This is a genomic window from Tsukamurella sputi (genome assembly GCF_007858445.1).
GTDB lineage: Bacteria > Actinomycetota > Actinomycetes > Mycobacteriales > Mycobacteriaceae > Tsukamurella > Tsukamurella sputi.
On sequence record NZ_VIGV01000003.1, the window covers coordinates 386,540 to 402,632 of the forward strand.

15 protein-coding genes are annotated in these 16,093 nt (G+C 70.1%); 4 read left to right on the forward strand and 11 right to left on the reverse strand.

The features are described 5' to 3' along the window. Positions 1-3 precede the first annotated feature (3 nt). From FK268_RS11370 to FK268_RS11385, 4 genes are read right to left on the reverse strand one after another with little or no spacing between them, the layout of a single operon-like run. Complete coding sequence (locus FK268_RS11370) at positions 4-1,176, reverse strand: lipid-transfer protein (RefSeq protein WP_146434026.1); 1,173 nt, start codon at positions 1,174-1,176, stop codon at positions 4-6. Next, entirely contained in the window at positions 1,173-1,589 is a 417-nt protein-coding gene (locus FK268_RS11375) for a MaoC family dehydratase (RefSeq protein WP_146434028.1), read from the reverse strand. Before FK268_RS11375 ends, FK268_RS11370 begins: the two co-directional genes overlap by 4 nt. After that, positions 1,586-2,581: a bifunctional MaoC family dehydratase N-terminal/OB-fold nucleic acid binding domain-containing protein gene (locus tag FK268_RS11380; RefSeq protein WP_146434030.1), complete on the reverse strand. Its 996-nt coding sequence runs from the start codon at positions 2,579-2,581 to the stop codon at positions 1,586-1,588. Before FK268_RS11380 ends, FK268_RS11375 begins: the two co-directional genes overlap by 4 nt. Further along, positions 2,578-4,872, reverse strand: coding sequence for an acyl-CoA dehydrogenase family protein (locus tag FK268_RS11385; RefSeq protein WP_146434032.1), 2,295 nt, complete (start codon positions 4,870-4,872; stop codon positions 2,578-2,580). Before FK268_RS11385 ends, FK268_RS11380 begins: the two co-directional genes overlap by 4 nt. Before the next feature lie 99 nt (positions 4,873-4,971). Here FK268_RS11385 and FK268_RS11390 point away from each other — a divergent pair, with 99 nt between their 5' ends. Together FK268_RS11390 and FK268_RS11395 are read left to right on the forward strand one after the other, a co-directional pair. Next, entirely contained in the window at positions 4,972-5,841 is an 870-nt protein-coding gene (locus FK268_RS11390; protein WP_146434034.1) for a TIGR03619 family F420-dependent LLM class oxidoreductase, read from the forward strand. Between the two features lie 31 nt (positions 5,842-5,872). Beyond that, positions 5,873-6,289 (forward strand): nuclear transport factor 2 family protein, encoded by a 417-nt coding sequence (locus FK268_RS11395; RefSeq protein WP_146434035.1) that lies wholly within the window; start codon positions 5,873-5,875, stop codon positions 6,287-6,289. Between the two features lie 76 nt (positions 6,290-6,365). Here the strand turns inward: FK268_RS11395 and chsH3 are convergent, their stop codons facing one another. The 7 genes from chsH3 to FK268_RS11430 all read right to left on the reverse strand — a co-directional run bounded on the left by chsH3 (position 6,366) and on the right by FK268_RS11430 (position 13,875). After that, on the reverse strand, positions 6,366-7,223 hold the full coding sequence (gene chsH3, locus FK268_RS11400; RefSeq protein ID WP_146434037.1) for an enoyl-CoA hydratase ChsH3: 858 nt from the start codon (positions 7,221-7,223) through the stop codon (positions 6,366-6,368). 31 nt (positions 7,224-7,254) lie between these two features. After that, positions 7,255-8,343, reverse strand: a complete 1,089-nt coding sequence (locus FK268_RS11405) for a ferredoxin--NADP reductase (protein WP_146434039.1) — start codon at positions 8,341-8,343, stop codon at positions 7,255-7,257. 1 nt (position 8,344) lies between these two features. Then, entirely contained in the window at positions 8,345-8,665 is a 321-nt protein-coding gene (locus FK268_RS11410) for a hypothetical protein (RefSeq protein ID WP_205124474.1), read from the reverse strand. Between the two features lie 4 nt (positions 8,666-8,669). Beyond that, positions 8,670-9,848: a 3-ketosteroid-9-alpha-monooxygenase, oxygenase component gene (locus FK268_RS11415; protein WP_146434040.1), complete on the reverse strand. Its 1,179-nt coding sequence runs from the start codon at positions 9,846-9,848 to the stop codon at positions 8,670-8,672. Then, positions 9,845-11,569: a 3-oxosteroid 1-dehydrogenase gene (kstD, locus tag FK268_RS11420; RefSeq protein ID WP_146434041.1), complete on the reverse strand. Its 1,725-nt coding sequence runs from the start codon at positions 11,567-11,569 to the stop codon at positions 9,845-9,847. The genes FK268_RS11415 and kstD overlap by 4 nt, the downstream gene beginning before the upstream one ends. A gap of 172 nt (positions 11,570-11,741) precedes the next feature. After that, positions 11,742-12,173 (reverse strand): hypothetical protein, encoded by a 432-nt coding sequence (locus FK268_RS11425; protein ID WP_146434042.1) that lies wholly within the window; start codon positions 12,171-12,173, stop codon positions 11,742-11,744. 238 nt (positions 12,174-12,411) lie between these two features. Then, positions 12,412-13,875: an FAD-dependent oxidoreductase gene (locus FK268_RS11430; protein WP_146434043.1), complete on the reverse strand. Its 1,464-nt coding sequence runs from the start codon at positions 13,873-13,875 to the stop codon at positions 12,412-12,414. Between the two features lie 159 nt (positions 13,876-14,034). Here FK268_RS11430 and hsaA point away from each other — a divergent pair, with 159 nt between their 5' ends. Together hsaA and hsaD are read left to right on the forward strand one after the other, a co-directional pair. Then, entirely contained in the window at positions 14,035-15,210 is a 1,176-nt protein-coding gene (hsaA, locus tag FK268_RS11435) for a 3-hydroxy-9,10-secoandrosta-1,3,5(10)-triene-9,17-dione monooxygenase oxygenase subunit (protein WP_146434044.1), read from the forward strand. Between the two features lie 2 nt (positions 15,211-15,212). Next, on the forward strand, positions 15,213-16,082 hold the full coding sequence (gene hsaD / locus FK268_RS11440) for a 4,5:9,10-diseco-3-hydroxy-5,9,17-trioxoandrosta-1(10),2-diene-4-oate hydrolase (RefSeq protein ID WP_146434045.1): 870 nt from the start codon (positions 15,213-15,215) through the stop codon (positions 16,080-16,082). The last annotated feature ends 11 nt before the right edge of the window (positions 16,083-16,093 follow it).

Genomic DNA, 16,093 nt, shown 5'->3' on the forward strand with positions numbered 1-16,093 from the left:
TCCTCAGACCTTACTCAGCACCAAACCGCTGGTCGGAACCCCGGTCCCGGCGGTGACCACCGCGCGCTCCGCGCCCGCGATCTGGTTGGCGGCCGTTCCGCGCAGCTGGCGCACCGCCTCGGCGATGCCGTTCATGCCGTGGATGTAGGCCTCGCCCAGCTGCCCGCCGTGCGGGTTCAGGGGCAGGGATCCGTCGAGCTCACACGCCCCGGACGCCAGGAACGACGGTGCCTCGCCCCGCCCGCAGAAGCCGAGCTCCTCGAGCTGCATGAGCACGTACGGGGTGAAGTGGTCGTAGAGCACCGCCAGGTCCACGTCTGACGGTGCCATGCCCGCCTGGGCCCACAGCTGCCCTCCGACGACGCCCATCTCGGGCAGGCCGGTGAGGCCGTCGCGGTAGTAGCTGGTCATCACGTACTGGTCGGGGCCGCTGCCCTGCGCGGCGGCGGCGATCACCGCGGGTGTCCGTTGCAGGTCGCGGGCGCGCTCGGCGCTCGTGATCACCAGCGCCACACCGCCGTCGGACTCCTGGCAGCAGTCCAGCAGGTGCAGCGGCTCGGCCACGTACCGCGACGCCTGGTGCTCCTCCAGCGTGATCGGCTTGCCGAAGAACCACGCCCGCGGGTTCGTGGCGGCCCGCGCGCGGTCCAGCACGGCCACGCGGCCGAAGTCCTCACTCGTGGCGCCGAAGTCGTGCATGTACCGGCGGGCCGCCATGGCGACGGTGGCCGCAGGCGTGGCGATGCCGGCGGGGTAGTGGAAGGCGTTGTCGATGCCGTTGGTGTTCACCTGCTGTGCTGCGGCGTTCGAGACCTGCCCGAACCGGTGCCCGGACCGCTCGTTGAAGGCGCGGTAGGCCACCACCACGTCGGCCACCCCGGTCGCGACGGCCATCGCCGCCTGCTGCACGGTCGCGGCGGCGGCGCCGCCCCCGAAGTTGATGCGGCTGAAGAACTTCAGCTCGGGGATCTGCAGTTCGCGGGCGACGGCGATCTCGGAGTTGGTGTCCATCGTGAAGGTCACGAGGCCGTCGACGTCCTGCGGCGTGAGGCCGGCGTCGTCGAGTGCCGCCCGCACGCACTCCACCGCGAGCCGCAGCTCGCTGCGGCCGGAGTCCTTCGAGAACTCGGTGGCCCCGATGCCGGCGATCGCGGCCCTGCCGCCCAGCCCGCTCATGCCGGTAGCACCACGGTCGCGGTGCCCGAGATGTGATCGCCCAGGCCGCCCTTCGCCGTCACCGCTATCGTCACGGCGGCACCGTCGACCTCCGTGACGGTGCCCGAGAAGTGCAGGGTGTCGCCGGCGTAACAGGGAGCGCCGAGACGGATCGAGATGGTGCGCACGAAGGCCTCCGGGCCCGCCCAGTCGGTCAGGTATTTCTGGACCAGGCCGTTGTCGGTGAGGATGTTGACGAAGATGTCCTTGCTGCCACGTGCGTGCGCCGCATCGCGATCGTGGTGCACGTCCTGGAAGTCGCGGGTCGCGATCGCGGTGGTCGCCACGAAGGTGGTGCTCGCGTGGATCGTCATGGGCGGCAGCGCCGTCCCGACGGTGACCTCGGCCGCCGTCAGGGTTGCGGGGTACGTCATGCCACCTCCCAGGCGGGCAGGGTCAGCTCGTCGTCGACCCGAAGAAACACTGCTTTCACACGCATTCCGATCTCGACCGTGGCGGGGTCCGCGTCGATGAGTTCGCCGAGGATGCGGACGCCCTCGTCGAGTTCCACGAGCGCGACGACGAAGGGCAGTCGCTTACCGGGAACCTTCGGGTGGTGGTGCACCACGAAGCTGAAGACCGTTCCGGCGCCGGGGGAGACCACGTAGTCGGGGGTGAGAGCCAGGTCCCCGCCGGGGTCCATCGGGCCGGGCGGATGGCGGAGCGTCTCGCCCCAGCGCTGGATGCGCAGTTCGCCTGCCTTCGCACCCTCCCAGTAGAAGGCGGTATCGCGCGAGATCACGGGGCGCAGCACGCCGCCCGCATATGCGGAGGCGTCGATGATCCGCCCGCTGGGTCCCTCGGTGGGTGCGGCGCCCGCCGCGGAGGGCTCGGCCGAGGGCGGCCGGAACTTGAGGATCCGGAAGACCATCTCGGCGACCACCTCGTCGCCCACGCGCCACAGCGTGCGGGTCGTGAAGAACCAGCCCTCGCCGAGTCCGGTCTTCTTGGGCCCCACCACGTCCTCCAAGCGCGACGAGGCCGTGATCTCCTCGCCCGGCCGGACGTGCCGGTGGTAGGTCTGATCGGAGTTGGTGGCGACGACCGACGTGAAGCCGAGCTCGTCGAGGGCCTCCGTCATGAGGCCCAGTGGGTCGTCGCCCGCACGCTCGCCGTGCAGCCCGCGCATCGACCACACCTGTGCCATCGCGGGCGGCGCCACGGGGCCGCCGAACACCGATGCCGCCGCGAAATCGGGATCCGAGTACAGCGGGTTGGTGTCGCCGATCGCCTCGGTCCAGTTGTTGATCATCGGCTGGTTCACCGGATCCCGGCCGGCGCGCGGCGCGGAATCGCCGAGCGCCCGGATCCGTTCCGCGGCGGCGAGGACGGCCGCGGTGGTCTCCTCCGCGCTGCCGGCGGTCATCGGGGCACCCGCGGCAGCTGCAGGCCCATGAGCGCGATCAGTTCCCGCTGGATCTCGTTGACGCCGCCGCCGAAGGTCAGCACGAGGTGCCGCTTGGCCTGGATGTCCAACCATCGGAGTAGTTCCGCGGTCGCGGGCTCCGCCGGATCTCCGTGGGTGCCCACGGTCTCCTCGAGTAGCGCCGTCAGTCCCTGGATCCGGTCGGAGCCGAAGACCTTCGTGGCGGAGGCGTCCGCCACGTCGACGGGGCCGCCGGCCTCGGCGGCGGCGACCTGCCAGTTGAGCAGCTCGTTGATGAGCTCCGCCGCGCGGACGCGGGCCAGTGCCTCCGCGACGTCGGGCACGCCGAGCAGTTCCTGCTCGTGGGCCCAGGCGTCCACCCGGTCGTAGAGCGCGCCGATCCGGCCGGACGGGCCGAGCATGACCCGCTCGTGGTTGAGCTGCGTGGTGATCAGCTTCCAGCCCTCGTTCTCCGCGCCCACCAGCATGTCCACGGGCACGCGGACGTCGTTGTAGTAGGTGGCGTTCACGTGGTGCGCGCCGTCCGCGGTGATGATCGGCGTCCAGCTGTAGCCGGGATCGGTGGTGTCCAGGATGAGGATGGAGATCCCCTTGTGCTTGGGCGCCTCCGGATCGGTGCGCACCGCGATCCACACGTAGTCGGCGTCGTGGCCGCCCGTGGTGAAGATCTTCTGGCCGTTCACCACGTAGTGGTCGCCGTCGCGGACCGCGGTGGTGCGCAGCGAGGCGAGGTCGGTACCGGCCTCGGGCTCGGTGTAGCCGATCGCGAAATGCACCTCGCCGGAGAGTATCTTCGGCAGGAACTTCGCCTTCTGCTCCTCGGTGCCGAAGGCCTGCAGCGTCGGGCCCACGGTCTGCAGCGTGACCGAGGGCAGCTGCACGTCGGCGCGCGACGCCTCGTTCGCGAACAGGTACTGCTCGATCGGTCCGAAGCCCTTGCCGCCGTATTCGATCGGCCATCCCACGCCGAGTCGGTCGTCGAGGCCCATGCGCCGCACCACGTTCCGGAACGCCTCGCCGTGGCGCTGCACCAGCATCTCGGCGCGCTCCTCGGGCGTCATCAACGCGGAGAAGTAGTCGCGCAGCTCGGCCTGCAGCGCGCGCTGCGCGGTGGTCAGCGCGAGGAACCGGCCGGACTCGTCGGCGCCGACGGCGTCGTCGCGGTGCGCGGCGGCGAGTGCTCGCACGGTCTGCGGGACGCCGCCCACGAACCGCGTCAGGTCCTTGATCGTGGAATAGAACCGGTGCAGCGGGTACGTCGCGTCCACGCCGATGCCGCCGTGCAGGTGGTGGCAGGTCCGCACGGCCGACGGCGCCTCCGCCGCCAGCCAGTGCGCCGCCAGCGCCGTGGCCTCGTCGGCAGGGGAGCCGGTGCTCACGCGCCAGGCGGCCGAGACGGCGGCGAGGTGCAGGGTCCGGGACGCGATGTAGACGTCGGCGATCTGCTGCGCGACGGCCTGGAACGCGCCCAGCGGCCGGCCGAACTGCTCGCGCTTGCGCAGGTGGTCGACGGTGAGCGCCAGGGCCCCGGCGAGCGCACCGTCGGCCACGGCGGCGGCACCGGCCAGGCCGCACTCCCGTACGGCCTGAGCGACGGTCCCGTCGGTCGAACCGCCGAGCGCCGCCTCGGCCGGCACCTCGACGCCGGCCAGGTCGACGGTGCCCTCCGGCGTCGCGGCGGATGTGGGGCTCGGCGTGACGGTCACGCCGGGGGCGCCGGCGGGCACCACGAAGACGGCGGCGCCGTCGTCGGTGGTGGCGCTCACGAGCAGGTGCGCGGCGTGCTGCGCGTAGCCGACGGCGACCTTTCGGCCGGTCAGCGCCCAACCGCTCGCGGTCCGCACGGCGCGCGTCCCGGGGGCGACGGGCACCGCGGCCCCCGCCTCGCCGAGCGCGCCCACGATGAGTTCTTCGCCGGTCAGAGCGGCGGGGAGGAGCTGGGCGCGCTGCTCGGCGGTGCCGTGCGCTGCGACGGGCAGGATGCCCAGCGCCAGGCCGGACAGCACCGGTGCGGCGATCGCGAGACGGCCGGCCTCGGTGAGTACCGCGGCCACTTCCTCGGCGCCCAGCCCGGCGCCGCCGAGGCTCTCCGGTGCTGCGAGGCCCAGCAGGTCGGCCCGGGCGAGGTCCGCCCAGGTGGCGCGCCAGGCCTCGTCGTCCCGGGTGTCCCCTCCCGCGGCGCCCCCCGTCTCGCGCGCGGCGGCGTGCCCCAGCACGTCGGCCGCGAGGCCGGCGACGGCCACCTGGTTCTCGTCCGGACGGAAGTCCACGCGCACTCCTGATCTCGATACCGCGTACAAACGGTGAAACGTGTTCTATTTTTAGCAAGTGGAGTGAACGCTCGCAAGCAGTTCGACGAAAGGGTGACCATGCGATTCACGTACGCCGAGGCGATGACGGATCCGTCGTACTACGTCCCGCTCGCGCAGGCGGCGGAGGAGGCGGGCTATCACAGCATGTGCGTGGCGGACAGCATCGCGTATCCGGAGGTCTCCGACTCCACGTACCCGTACACGCCCGACGGGAGCCGGGAGTTCCTCGAGGGCAAGGAGTTCATCGAGACCTTCGTGCTCGCCTCGGCGCTGGCGGCGTCCACGAAGACCCTGCGGTTCACGCCCTTCGTGCTCAAGCTGCCGATCCGGCCGCCCGTGCTGGTGGCCAAACAGGCCGCCTCGCTCGCGTCGATGAGCGGGAACCGGTTCTCGCTCGGAGTGGGGATCAGCCCGTGGCCCGAGGATTTCGAGATCATGGGCGTGCCCTTCGAGCGCCGCGGCAAGCGGATGGACGAGTGCATCGAGATCATCAAGGGCCTATCGACCGGGGAGTACTTCGAATACCACGGCGAGTTCTTCGACATCCCCTCGATCAAGATCGCGCCCGTGCCCACGGAGCCCTTGCCCGTCCTGGTGGGCGGGCACGCCGACGCGGCGCTGCGCCGGGCCGTGCGCCTGTGCGACGGCTGGATGCACGCCGGCGGCGACGGTGAGGAACTCGACCGCATGCTCGCCCGCATCGACGAGCTGCGCGCGGAGCACGACAAGAAGGAGTTCGAGATCCACGTGATCTCGCTGGACGCCTACACCGTGGACGGCATCAAGCGACTCGAGGACAAGGGCGTCACCGACGTGATCGTCGGCTTCCGCCTGCCCTACCAGCTCGGTCCGGACACCGAGCCGCTGCAGCCGAAGATCGATCACCTGCGGCGCTACGCCGATTCCGTCATCAGCAAGTTCGCCTGAGCACCGCTTCGTCCGAGCCGAGGAGACCCCGATGAAAGACGATCACCCAGCAGTCCTCGCCGGCCGCGCCTCCCAGGCCGCCGCCAGCGGCCACCGCAAGGAGGAGTGGCTGGACCTCTTCGCCGAGAACGGCGTCGTCGAGGATCCGGTGGGCCCGTCGGGCTTCGATCCCGAGGGGAAGGGCCACCACGGTCGTGAGGAGATCGCGGCCTTCTACGACAAGACGATCGGCATCGCCGATTCCCTCGAGTTCCTCTTCGACGACGGCTTCGCCTGCGGTGACGAGGTGGCCTTCACCGGCCTCATCCGCACCGTCCTCGGTGGGCACGTCATCGATGCCGAGGGCGTGTTCACCTACAAGGTCGACGATGCCGGGAAGATCGTCGCGCTGCGTGCCTTCTGGGAGGTCGACCGCGCGATGGCCACTGCTCGCCCCGTCGACTCCTGAGCAGCCGGAACCGGACTCGAACGCGGTCACGACGCGAATAGCACGGCGTGAGCTTGTTCGAGCCCGGTTTCCGACGCTAGCGCGCGGTGAACACCGCGTCCGCGAGCACCGGTGCGGAGCGCTCCACCGACTCCGCCGTCACGAGATGGCGTTCGCCGTCGCGCCAGATCCGCACGCGCAGGGTCTCACCCGGCAGCATGATCCCGGCGAACTTCGCCGACCACGACGTCACCGCGCCGGCGTCCCCGTCGAGCACGGCGTCCGTGACCGCCTTGGCGACGATCCCGTAGGTGCACAGCCCGTGCAGGATCGGCGCATCGAAGCCGGCGCCCTTCGCGAACGCCGGATCCGAATGGAGCGGGTTCCGGTCGCCGCACAGCCGGTACAGCAGCGCCTGCTGTGGCAGCGTCGGCACGTCCACCGTCACATCGGCGTCGCGATCCGGCAGCTCGAGCTTCTCCGACGGTCCGCGGTCACCGCCGAAACCGCCCTCGCCCCGGGCGAAGATGGACGAGCGCGCGGTCCACAGCGGCTCGCCCGCATCGTCGACGACCTCGGTCTCCTGCCAGATCACGGCTGCCTTGCCCTTGTCGTGCACGTCGCTGATCCGCGTGCGCGCGACCGCGGTTCCGGACGTCGGCAGCGGCCGGTGCGCCGTCACCGACTGGCTGCCGTGCACGACCTTGGCGAGGTCGATCTCGACGCCGGGGAAGGACACCTTCGGAGCCTCGGTGGCGTGGAAGTTCTGGGCCACGGTGGCGAAGGTGGGCAGCACGACGGTGTTCTGCTCGGTGACGTAGCGCAGCTCGCGCGAGGACAGCGGATCGGCACCCGCGCCGAGGGCCAGCTGGTAGAGCAGCACGTCCGAGGTGCTCCAGGAGAAGTCGGCGGTGCCGAGGTCGGTACCGATCGCGACCGACGGGTCGATGGGCATGGATCTCCCTTGGCGGTAGGTCTTCGATGGTCTATTCGTAGGTGATGTGCACGGCCGCGCTGCGGCGCATCGACTGGCAGGCGAGGATGAGGCCGTCGTCGAGGTCCTCCTGATCGAGGACCTCGTTGTGGGCGAGCTCGACGTCCCCGTCGACGAGGCGGCACGCACAGGCGCTGCAAGCGCCCTCGCGGCACGAGTACGGCGCGTCGATGCCCGCTTCGAGCATCACGTCCAGCAGCTTCTTCTCCGCGGGCCACGCGAGCTCGGTGGTCTTCCCGTCCAGTTCGACGGTGACGGTGCCCCCATCGTCCGCGGGGGCGGGGGCGGGAGTGTCCTCGACCGGGAGTTCCTCGGCCTCGGCGATCGCGGCCTTCTCCTCCGCCTCCTCCTGCGCGGCCTCCACCTCGAAGGGATTGCGCGGCAAGGAGCGGAACTTCTCGATGTGCACCTCGCGGCGGGCCTTGCCCAACGAGCTCATGGCCTCCGAGACGGCGTCCATGAACGGACCCGGCCCGCAGACGAAGACCTCGCGCGAGGCGTAGGGCGCGGCCAGCGCGGCGAGGTTCGCGGCGCTGGGCAGGCCCTGCACCGATTCGAGCCAGTGCACCACGACCAGCCGTTCGGGGTACTTCCGGGTGAGCTCGGCCAGCGCGGAGGCGAAGATCACCGACTGCGCATCGCGGTTGGCGTAGATCAGCGCCACGGATCCGGTGCCGGTCTCCAGCACCGAGCGCAGGATCGACAGGATCGGTGTGATGCCGCTGCCGCCTGCGAAGAGCACCATGTCCACGTCCACGGACTTCGGCGTGAAGATGCCGGCGGGCACCAGTACGTCGATCTCCATGCCGGGCGTCGCGTTGTCGCACAGCCAGTTCGACGCGTAGCCCTCGGTGGTGCGCTTGACCGCCACGCGCAGCGGCCCTTCGTCGTGCGGCGCGCTGCACAGCGAGTAGCACCGGGCCACGGAACCGGTCTGATCGCTGGGGACGCGCAATGTGAGGAACTGGCCGGGCTTGTAGCGGAACAGGTCCGCGGATTCCTCGGGCACCTCGAACTCGATCGAGTGCGCGTCGTGCGTCTCCGCGACCACCTTGGCGACCAGCAGTCGGTGGATGCTCACCTTAGGGACTCTCCTCCTGGGGACCGGACTCGGGCACGGGCACCGTGCCGAGTTTCGCCGCGCGGGCGATCGATTCCATCAGTCGTGGGCACGTGGGCCGCAGGGCGGTGCCGGCGCCGTCGGCGGCGAACACCTCGCACTGCGAGGCGGAACCGCACCACTGGATCGATGTCTGTTCGCGGCTGTTCTTCTTGACCTGCACCGCGACGCCGCAGGTTCCGCACGCGAGCGGGACGTACCCGTCGGTGAGGAAGCCCTCGCGGTCGGTCACCGTCGACGGCATCGTCACCGGCTCGCCGAACATCGTCACGGTAGACGGCATGGGATCAGGCCTCCGCCGACCCGGAATCGGAGCCCGCGGCCGACTTCTCGGCGGCCTGGCGCGCGATGTTCTCGGCGACCTCGGCCTCCCACGCCTCGACGGCATGGGAGGTGTCGATCTCGAACTCGAAGCGCTGCGTCATATCCTCCGTGACGTCCGCCGCATCGACGTAGAACTGCTCGTACCAGCGGCGCAGCTGGTAGACGGGGCCGTCCTCCTCGCACAGCAGCGGGTTGTCGATACGGGTTTTGTTCTTCCAGATCTCCACGTCCTGCAGGAAACCCAGGCCCACGTTCTTGGCGAACTTGCCGGCCAGGTAGTCCGACTTCTCGTCGTCGAAGCCGGGCAGCTTCTTGACCTTCACGCCGTACATGAGTTTGAACGAGTTCTGATCGATCGGGTAGTGGCAGTTGATCAGGATGTTCTCGATCAGAAAGCCCTTGTAGTCGTTGTGCAGGTAGTTGATCATGTACGACGGTCCGAAGTAGTGCGCCTCGGACTTGAGCAGCACGTCGTCGCCGCCGGCCAGGCCGATGTCGACGACGTCGTTGCGGCCCTTGGTGTCCAGGTACTGCGAGGCGATGTGCCCGTCGAAGACGTTCTTGAAGTACGTGGGCAGGCCGTAGTGGATGTAGAAGAAGTGCGGCATGTCGACCACGTTGTCGACGATCTCGCGGCAGTTGCTGTTCTCGATGACGATCTCGTTCCACACCCAGTTCGACCACTCGGGCCCGTCGACGTCACCGTCGATCTTGGGGATGGCGAGTTCCGCAGGGGGCTTGGAGTTCTCGACGTCGTGCCAGATGAAGACCTGGTCGTTCTCGATCATCGTGGGCCAGGTGCGGGTGCGAGCGCGCAGCGGAACGCGTTTGGCGTACGGGATCGCCTTGCACTTGCCGTCGCCGCCCCAGCGCCAGTCGTGGAACGGGCAGGCGATCTCGTTGCCCTTGACGGTGCCCTGGGTCAGGTCGCCGCCCATGTGCCGGCAGTACCCGTCGAGTACGTTCACCGTGCCGTCCTCGCCGGCGAAGACCACGAGCTTGGTGCCGAATGCTTCGACGGCGTGCGGCTTCCCGTCGGCGAAGTCCTTCAGCAGGCCGATGCAGTGCCAGCCGCGGGCGTACCGGGTGGGCGCGGAGCCGCTGTCGATCAGCCGCGCGTCGGGCTCGGTGTGGGTGCTCATGAGATCTCCTCTTCCGCGCGGGCGGGGGCTGTCGCCGCGGGGGCTGTTTCCTGACGGGCCATGTCCTCGACGGCGAGGTAGGCGAAGACCATCGCGGGGCCGATGGTGGCGCCCGGGCCCGCGTAGGTGTGGCCCATGACGGGCGAACTGGTGTTGCCGGCGGCGTACAGGCCTTCGATCACGGTGCCGTCGGCGCGCTGGACCCGGCCGGCCACGTCGGTGCGCAGGCCGCCCTTGGTGCCGAGATCGCCGGGAACCATACGTGCAGCGTAGAACGGCCCGGTCGACAGTTCGGCCAGACTGGGATTCGGCTTGTTGCGCGGATCGCCGTAGTAGTGGTCGTAGGCGCTCTCGCCGCGATGGAAGTCCTCGTCGCGGCCTGCCCGGGCGAAACCGTTGAACTTCTCGACGGTGGCCGTCAGCGCGTCCGCGGGCACGTTCATCTTCTCGGCGAGCTCGGCGAGGCTGCTCGCCCGCACCATGCAGCCGGACTCGAACCAGCGCTTCGGCAACGGCTGCCGCGGGCTCTGGCCCGCGAAGAGGTACCGGTTGCGGTAGCGCTGATCGAAGACGAGCCACGCGGGTACGTTCTCGCCCGGGCCCTCGCCCTGGCCGTACTCGCCGCCGTACATCGCATGCACGGCCTCGACGTAGGGCGCCGACTCGTTGACGAAGCGCTCGCCCGACGTGTTGACCATGAGGCTGCCGGGCAGCGAACGCTCGGAGAGCGCGAACCACGCCATCTTGGGCAGCTGGATCGACGGGCCCCACCAGGCGTCGTCCATGAACTCGAGCGCGCCTCCCGCCGCCTGGCCGGCGCGGATCGCGTCGCCCGTGTTGGCGGGCACGCCGTTGGTCCACTCGGTGCCGATGGGCTGGCGCTGGTACTGCGCCCGCATCTCGGCGCTGGACTCGAAGCCGCCGGCCGCGAGGATCACCCCGCGTCGCGCCGTGAGCGCCAGCTGTTGCCCGTCGCGTTCGACGGTGACGCCGGTGACGCGCCCGTCGCCGTCCTGCTGCAGCGAGACCAGCGGCGTGTTCAGCCACAGCGGAACGTTCGCCCGCTGCAGGCCCACCCGCAGCGCGGCGATCAGCGCCTGGCCGCGGCCGAGGAGATGCTTCCCCTTGGCCTTGGCGAAGTAGTAGCGCCCACCGACGCGCAGCGCGCGCGCCACGCCCTTCGGGTGGCGCATGATCAGGTTGAGCCACTTGAAGTCGGCCTGCGTGACCACCAGATTCATGGGGGCCTTGGTGTAGTCCGGCTCCAGGTTCTTCAGCTCGTCACCGAGCTGCTTGCCGTCGAAGGGCTTCGGCTCGCAGGAGCGGCCGTGCGCGCGACCGCCCGGCGCCTCGGGGTAGTAGTCGGAGTAGCCCGGTACCCAGGTGAGCTCCAGCGGGCTCATCCGGTGCACCATCGAGATCACCTCGGGGCCGCGATCGATGTAGGTGTCGATCCGCTCCGCCGGCACCACGTCGCCGATGATCGAGTGCAGGTACTTGCGCGCCTCGTCGGGGGTGTCCTTGATCCCGGCCTTCACGAGCGACTCGTTGCCGGGCACCCAGACGCCGCCGCCGGAGCGGGCCGTCGAACCGCCGTAGTGCGCCGCCTTCTCCACGACCAGGACGCTGAGCCCGGTGTCCGCCGCCTTGAGCGCGGCGGTCATGCCCGCCGCGCCGCTCCCCACCACGATCACGTCGTATTCGGTGGTCTCCGCCGTCATCGACTCTCCTCGCTGATGAAACAAGTTCTCTAGCTTCACCTGCGCCGATGGGCAGCAGGTACGTGCTACGACTGCAGCATAGACTAGAACAGGTTCCAGTCGCCAGGGTTCGGCGCTGTTCGGGCTGCGACGCACGCGGCGCCGCAGCCCGGGAGGGAGACCGCTCAGGCGGTCAGCAGGGGAGGGTGATCCGCTCGTACGTCCCGGTGCTGGGGCGGAAGACCCACTTCGACTGCGGCGTGCACCGCGGAGTGGCCGGCGCGGTCGTCGTGCGGGGTGCGGTGCGGACGGGCGCAGCCGCGGTGGTGGGCGCGGGCGGCGCGACGGCGGTCGTCGGCGGCGGCGCGACGGGGCTGGGCGGCGACGAGGGCACGCCGGTGGTCGGCGCGGGGCTCGACGGGGCCGTGCTCGCCACGACCTCCGTCGACGGCGTGGAGCCGGAGGGGGCGGTGACGGGACGCGGACCCTTCGACGGTGCGCTGCACATGCTCACCGTGACGGCGATCGCCGCGACGCACAGCGCGGTCGCGGCGGCGATCGCGAGCACGCGGCCCGTGAAGCCGCCGATGCGTGCCGAACCGGACTTGTCGACGCGGTGCGTCATGCTGGGCGCCCCGCTCGCCGAGTGGCGGATGCGGCGGAATCGGTCGCATTCATACCGGCATCTTCGCAGCGTTCGCACCGAACACAACGGGGTGGTACCGGGCGTCAGTCACGATGCGGCGGTGGGCATTCGGTGCCACCACTTCTCTCCGGGATGGCGAATCCGCGGTGTACTGCGCGTCCCCGATGATGCCGAGGTCGGCGGCGTACGTCTCGTGAGGCGAACGCAAATCCAACCGCTACCCCGTTGCGGCGGCGACTCCCGCGCGACGGCCGAAGAAACTCCCGTCGCCGAGGCTCGTCCCACTCGCGTACCCGCCCGCGCACACCCCGGACGTGCACCGGCCGGCGGCGTACAGCCCGGGGATGGGTGCGCCGTCGACGTGGAGCACCCGGGAGTCGACGTCCGTGCGCAGCCCGCCGAGGGTGAAGCCCGCGGTGAAGCCGCGCATGTCCCACGCGGCCACCGGCCCGTGCAGCGGCCGCACCCACTGCGGCTTCTTGTGCAGGACGGGATCGGCGCCGTCGGTCGCGTGCCGGTTGTAGGTGTCGACGGTGGCGGTCAGCGCCCCGGTGGGCAGGCCCATGTCGGCCTCGAGTTCCGCGACGGTCTCCGCCGCCCACGTCGGCGGCTGCCGGAAGTACGGAGTCGAGGTCTCGGTGGCCAGCGCCTCCTCGTGCGCGTCCATGTCCATCACCAGGTACGCGGCGTTGTCCTGCTGGATCAGGACCGCCTGACCTATCCGGCCGCCGTAGGTGTCCTCCGCGATGAAGCGCTGGCCCCGGCCGTTGACCAGGATGCCGCGGGCCATCATCTGCGGATCGCCGAAGAAGGCCACCTCGGTGGCATCCATGTGCGCGAGCGCGGCGCCCGCGGCCTGCGCCATGAGGATCCCGGCACCGTCGTGCTCCTCGATCGCGGCCGCGGGCCGGCCGATGAGCCGCGGCGCGTAGGTCTCGATCATCTCCGCGTTGTAGGCGAAGCTGCCGGTCGCGAGGACGACGCCCCGTCGGGCCCGTACGTGCACGTCCTTGCCGAACCGCCGGGCGGCGAGCCCCTCGACCCGGCCGTCCGTGCCGGTCACCAGCGCCTGTGCGCGGATGTCGTACTCGGCCCGGACACCGAGCGCCTCGGCCGTCTCGACCAGCGGCTTCATCAGCATGTAGCCGGCGCCGCGCACCCCGGTGCGCTTGTCGGCCATCTGCGGGACGTGCCCGCGCGGCGCGGGCGTCGCGATCGTGGCGAAGGGCGCCGCGTTCTCGCCGCCGGAGTAGCCCAGGCCCTCGTCGTGGGGCACCTCCCACCCGGGCTCGCCCCAGAACTCCTCCTTGAAGACCACGCCGCACTCGGTCAGCCAGTCGAAGTGCTCGACGCTGCCGTGCGCGTAGGCGTGGATCTTCGCCGCGTCGACGCCGGGGCCGAGGGCCGCGGTCATGAAGGACTCCATGTTCTCCGCGCTGTCCTCGAAACCGAGAGCCCGCTGCAACGGGGTGCCGCCGCCGAGGTAGATCCATCCGCCGGAGAGCGCGGCCGCGCCGCCCCATCCGCCGGTCCGGTCGAGCACCAGCACGTCGGCGCCGGCGCGGGCCGCCTCGATCGCCGCGCAGACCCCGGCGATCCCGTACCCGGCGATCACGACGTCGGCCTCGAAGTCCCAGGCGGGGACCTCGGGGGCGGGGATCGGGCGGCGGCTGTCGGGCATGGCTCTCCTCGGGCTGTCTCGGAACCGGTTACAACGGCAAGATAGGCCGATCCGAACCTTTGATGTAGCGTTTCGCGCCAGAAAATGAGAACGTGTTCTAGTATCGGTTCCAGCGGCGGGCTTCGGTGTTCGCCAGATGGTCGTAGAAGGCGAGGAAAGATGAGCGATCAGAGCGTCGACGCGGTGTTGGCGGAAGTGGCGGAGCTGCTGCCCACACTCCGGGACCGGGCGCAGGAGACGGAGGACGCGCGCCGGATCCCGGCCGAGTCCATCAAGGCGCTGCAGAAGAGCGGCTTCTTCCGGCTGCTGCAGCCCAAGCGTTACGGCGGCTTCGAGGCGGAGCCCGAGGCCTTCTACACCGCCGTCAAGATGCTGGCCGGCGCCTGCGGCTCCACCGGCTGGGTCTCCTCCATCCTCGGCATCCACCCGTGGAACGTCGCGCTGTTCGACGACCGCGCCCAGCAGGAGGTGTGGGGTGAGGATCAGGACACGCTCATCTCCTCGTCCTACGCGCCCATGGGCAAGTCGGAGATCGTCGAGGGCGGCTACCGGCTCTCCGGCAAGTGGAGCTTCTCCTCGGGCTGCGACCACGGCACCTGGGCGCTGCTCGGCGGCCCCGCCTTCAAGGACGGCAAGCCGGTCGACTTCCTGACCTACCTCGTCCCGATCAGCGACTACACCATCAACGACGTCTGGCGCACCGTCGGCCTCCGCGGCACCGGCAGCAACGACATCGTCGTCGACGACGTCTTCGTCCCCGAGCACCGTGCACTCAGCTTCCAGCTGGTCAGCAAGTGCAAGGGCCCGGGCCAGGAGGTCAACACCAGCCCGCTGTATAAGATGCCCTTCGGATCGGTGCATCCGTCCACGATCACGGCGCCGATCATCGGCATGGCGCAGGGCGCCTACGACGCGCACGTCGAGCACCAGCGCAAGCGCGTGCGCGCCGCCTACGCCGGCGAGTCCGCGAAGGAGGATCCGTTCGCCATGGTCCGCGTGGCCGAGGCGGGCAGCGAGATCGATGCGGCGTGGCTCCAGCTGATCTCCAACATCAACGAGGAGTACGCGCTGGTCAAGGCCGGCGAGAAGATCCCGTTCAACCTGCGCCTGAAGGTCCGTCGCGATCAGGTGCGCGGCACCGAGCGCGCGATCTTCGCTGTGGACCGCATGTTCGAGAACTCGGGTGGCCGTGCGCTGGCCGAGGGTACGCCGATCCAGCGGTTCTGGCGCGACGCCCACGCGGGCCGCGTGCACGCCGCCAACGATCCCGAGCGCGCCTACAAGATGTTCGGCACCGGCGAGTTCGGCCTGCCCGTCATGGACGGGATGGTCTAGTCGTGACAGGCGTCGATGTGGACGTCCTCAAAGAGGGGAAGTTCGCCACCACCGCAGCGGGTCTGACGCTGCACTACCACGAGGCCGGCGAGGAGAACCGTGCCAATGGCACCGTCGTCCTGCTGCACGGCAGCGGCCCCGGTGTCTCCTCGTGGAGCAACTTCGGTCGCAACATCCCGGTGCTGGCGGAGCGCTTCCACGTGCTCGCCGTCGACCAGCCGGGCTTCGGCCGGTCGGACAAGCCGACCGAGCACCCGCAGTACTTCGTGCACAGCGCGACGGCGCTCGCCGGCCTGCTCGATTCCCTCGGCATCACCGGACGCGTGCACCTGGTGGGCAATTCGCTGGGCGGCGGCACGTCGGTGCGGTTCGCGCTCGATTTCCCGGAGCGCGCGGGCCGGCTCGTGCTGATGGGGCCGGGCGGCCTGAGCGTGAACACCTTCGCGCCCGACCCCACGGAGGGCCTGCGCACGCTGCAGAAGTTCTACGCCGCGCCCAGCAAGGAGCGGCTGGAGGACTTCCTGCGGATCATGGTCTTCGACCAGAAGATGATCACGCCCGAGCTCATCGATGAGCGTTTCGAGCTCGCGCTCGATCCCGAGGCGATCGCCGCGTTCAAGGCCATGGGCAAGTCCTTCGCCTCCGCGGACTACGAGAAGGGCATGCTCTGGCGCGACGCCTACAAGCTGCGCCAGCCCGTGCTGATGATCTGGGGTCGCGAGGACCGGGTCAATCCGCTCGACGGCGCCCTCCTCGCGCTCAAGCAGATCCCCCGCGCCCAGCTGCACGTCTTCGGCCAGTGCGGCCACTGGGCGCAGCTGGAGAAGTTCGACGAGTTCAACCGGCTCACGGCCGATTTCCTGGCCGGCTGAAAGGGAGAAGT

Bases quoted from the DNA above. Each gene is read 5' to 3' on its own strand.
- FK268_RS11370 (WP_146434026.1), bottom strand. From the start codon at position 1,176: ATGAGCGGGCTGGGCGGCAGGGCCGCGATCGCCGGCATCGGGGCCACC.
- FK268_RS11375 (WP_146434028.1), bottom strand. From the start codon at position 1,589: ATGACGTACCCCGCAACCCTGACGGCGGCCGAGGTCACCGTCGGGACG.
- FK268_RS11380 (WP_146434030.1), bottom strand. From the start codon at position 2,581: ATGACCGCCGGCAGCGCGGAGGAGACCACCGCGGCCGTCCTCGCCGCC.
- FK268_RS11390 (WP_146434034.1), top strand. From the start codon at position 4,972: ATGCGATTCACGTACGCCGAGGCGATGACGGATCCGTCGTACTACGTC.
- FK268_RS11395 (WP_146434035.1), top strand. From the start codon at position 5,873: ATGAAAGACGATCACCCAGCAGTCCTCGCCGGCCGCGCCTCCCAGGCC.
- chsH3 (WP_146434037.1), bottom strand. From the start codon at position 7,223: ATGCCCATCGACCCGTCGGTCGCGATCGGTACCGACCTCGGCACCGCC.
- FK268_RS11410 (WP_205124474.1), bottom strand. From the start codon at position 8,665: ATGCCGTCTACCGTGACGATGTTCGGCGAGCCGGTGACGATGCCGTCG.
- FK268_RS11415 (WP_146434040.1), bottom strand. From the start codon at position 9,848: ATGAGCACCCACACCGAGCCCGACGCGCGGCTGATCGACAGCGGCTCC.
- kstD (WP_146434041.1), bottom strand. From the start codon at position 11,569: ATGACGGCGGAGACCACCGAATACGACGTGATCGTGGTGGGGAGCGGC.
- FK268_RS11425 (WP_146434042.1), bottom strand. From the start codon at position 12,173: ATGACGCACCGCGTCGACAAGTCCGGTTCGGCACGCATCGGCGGCTTC.
- FK268_RS11430 (WP_146434043.1), bottom strand. From the start codon at position 13,875: ATGCCCGACAGCCGCCGCCCGATCCCCGCCCCCGAGGTCCCCGCCTGG.
- hsaA (WP_146434044.1), top strand. From the start codon at position 14,035: ATGAGCGATCAGAGCGTCGACGCGGTGTTGGCGGAAGTGGCGGAGCTG.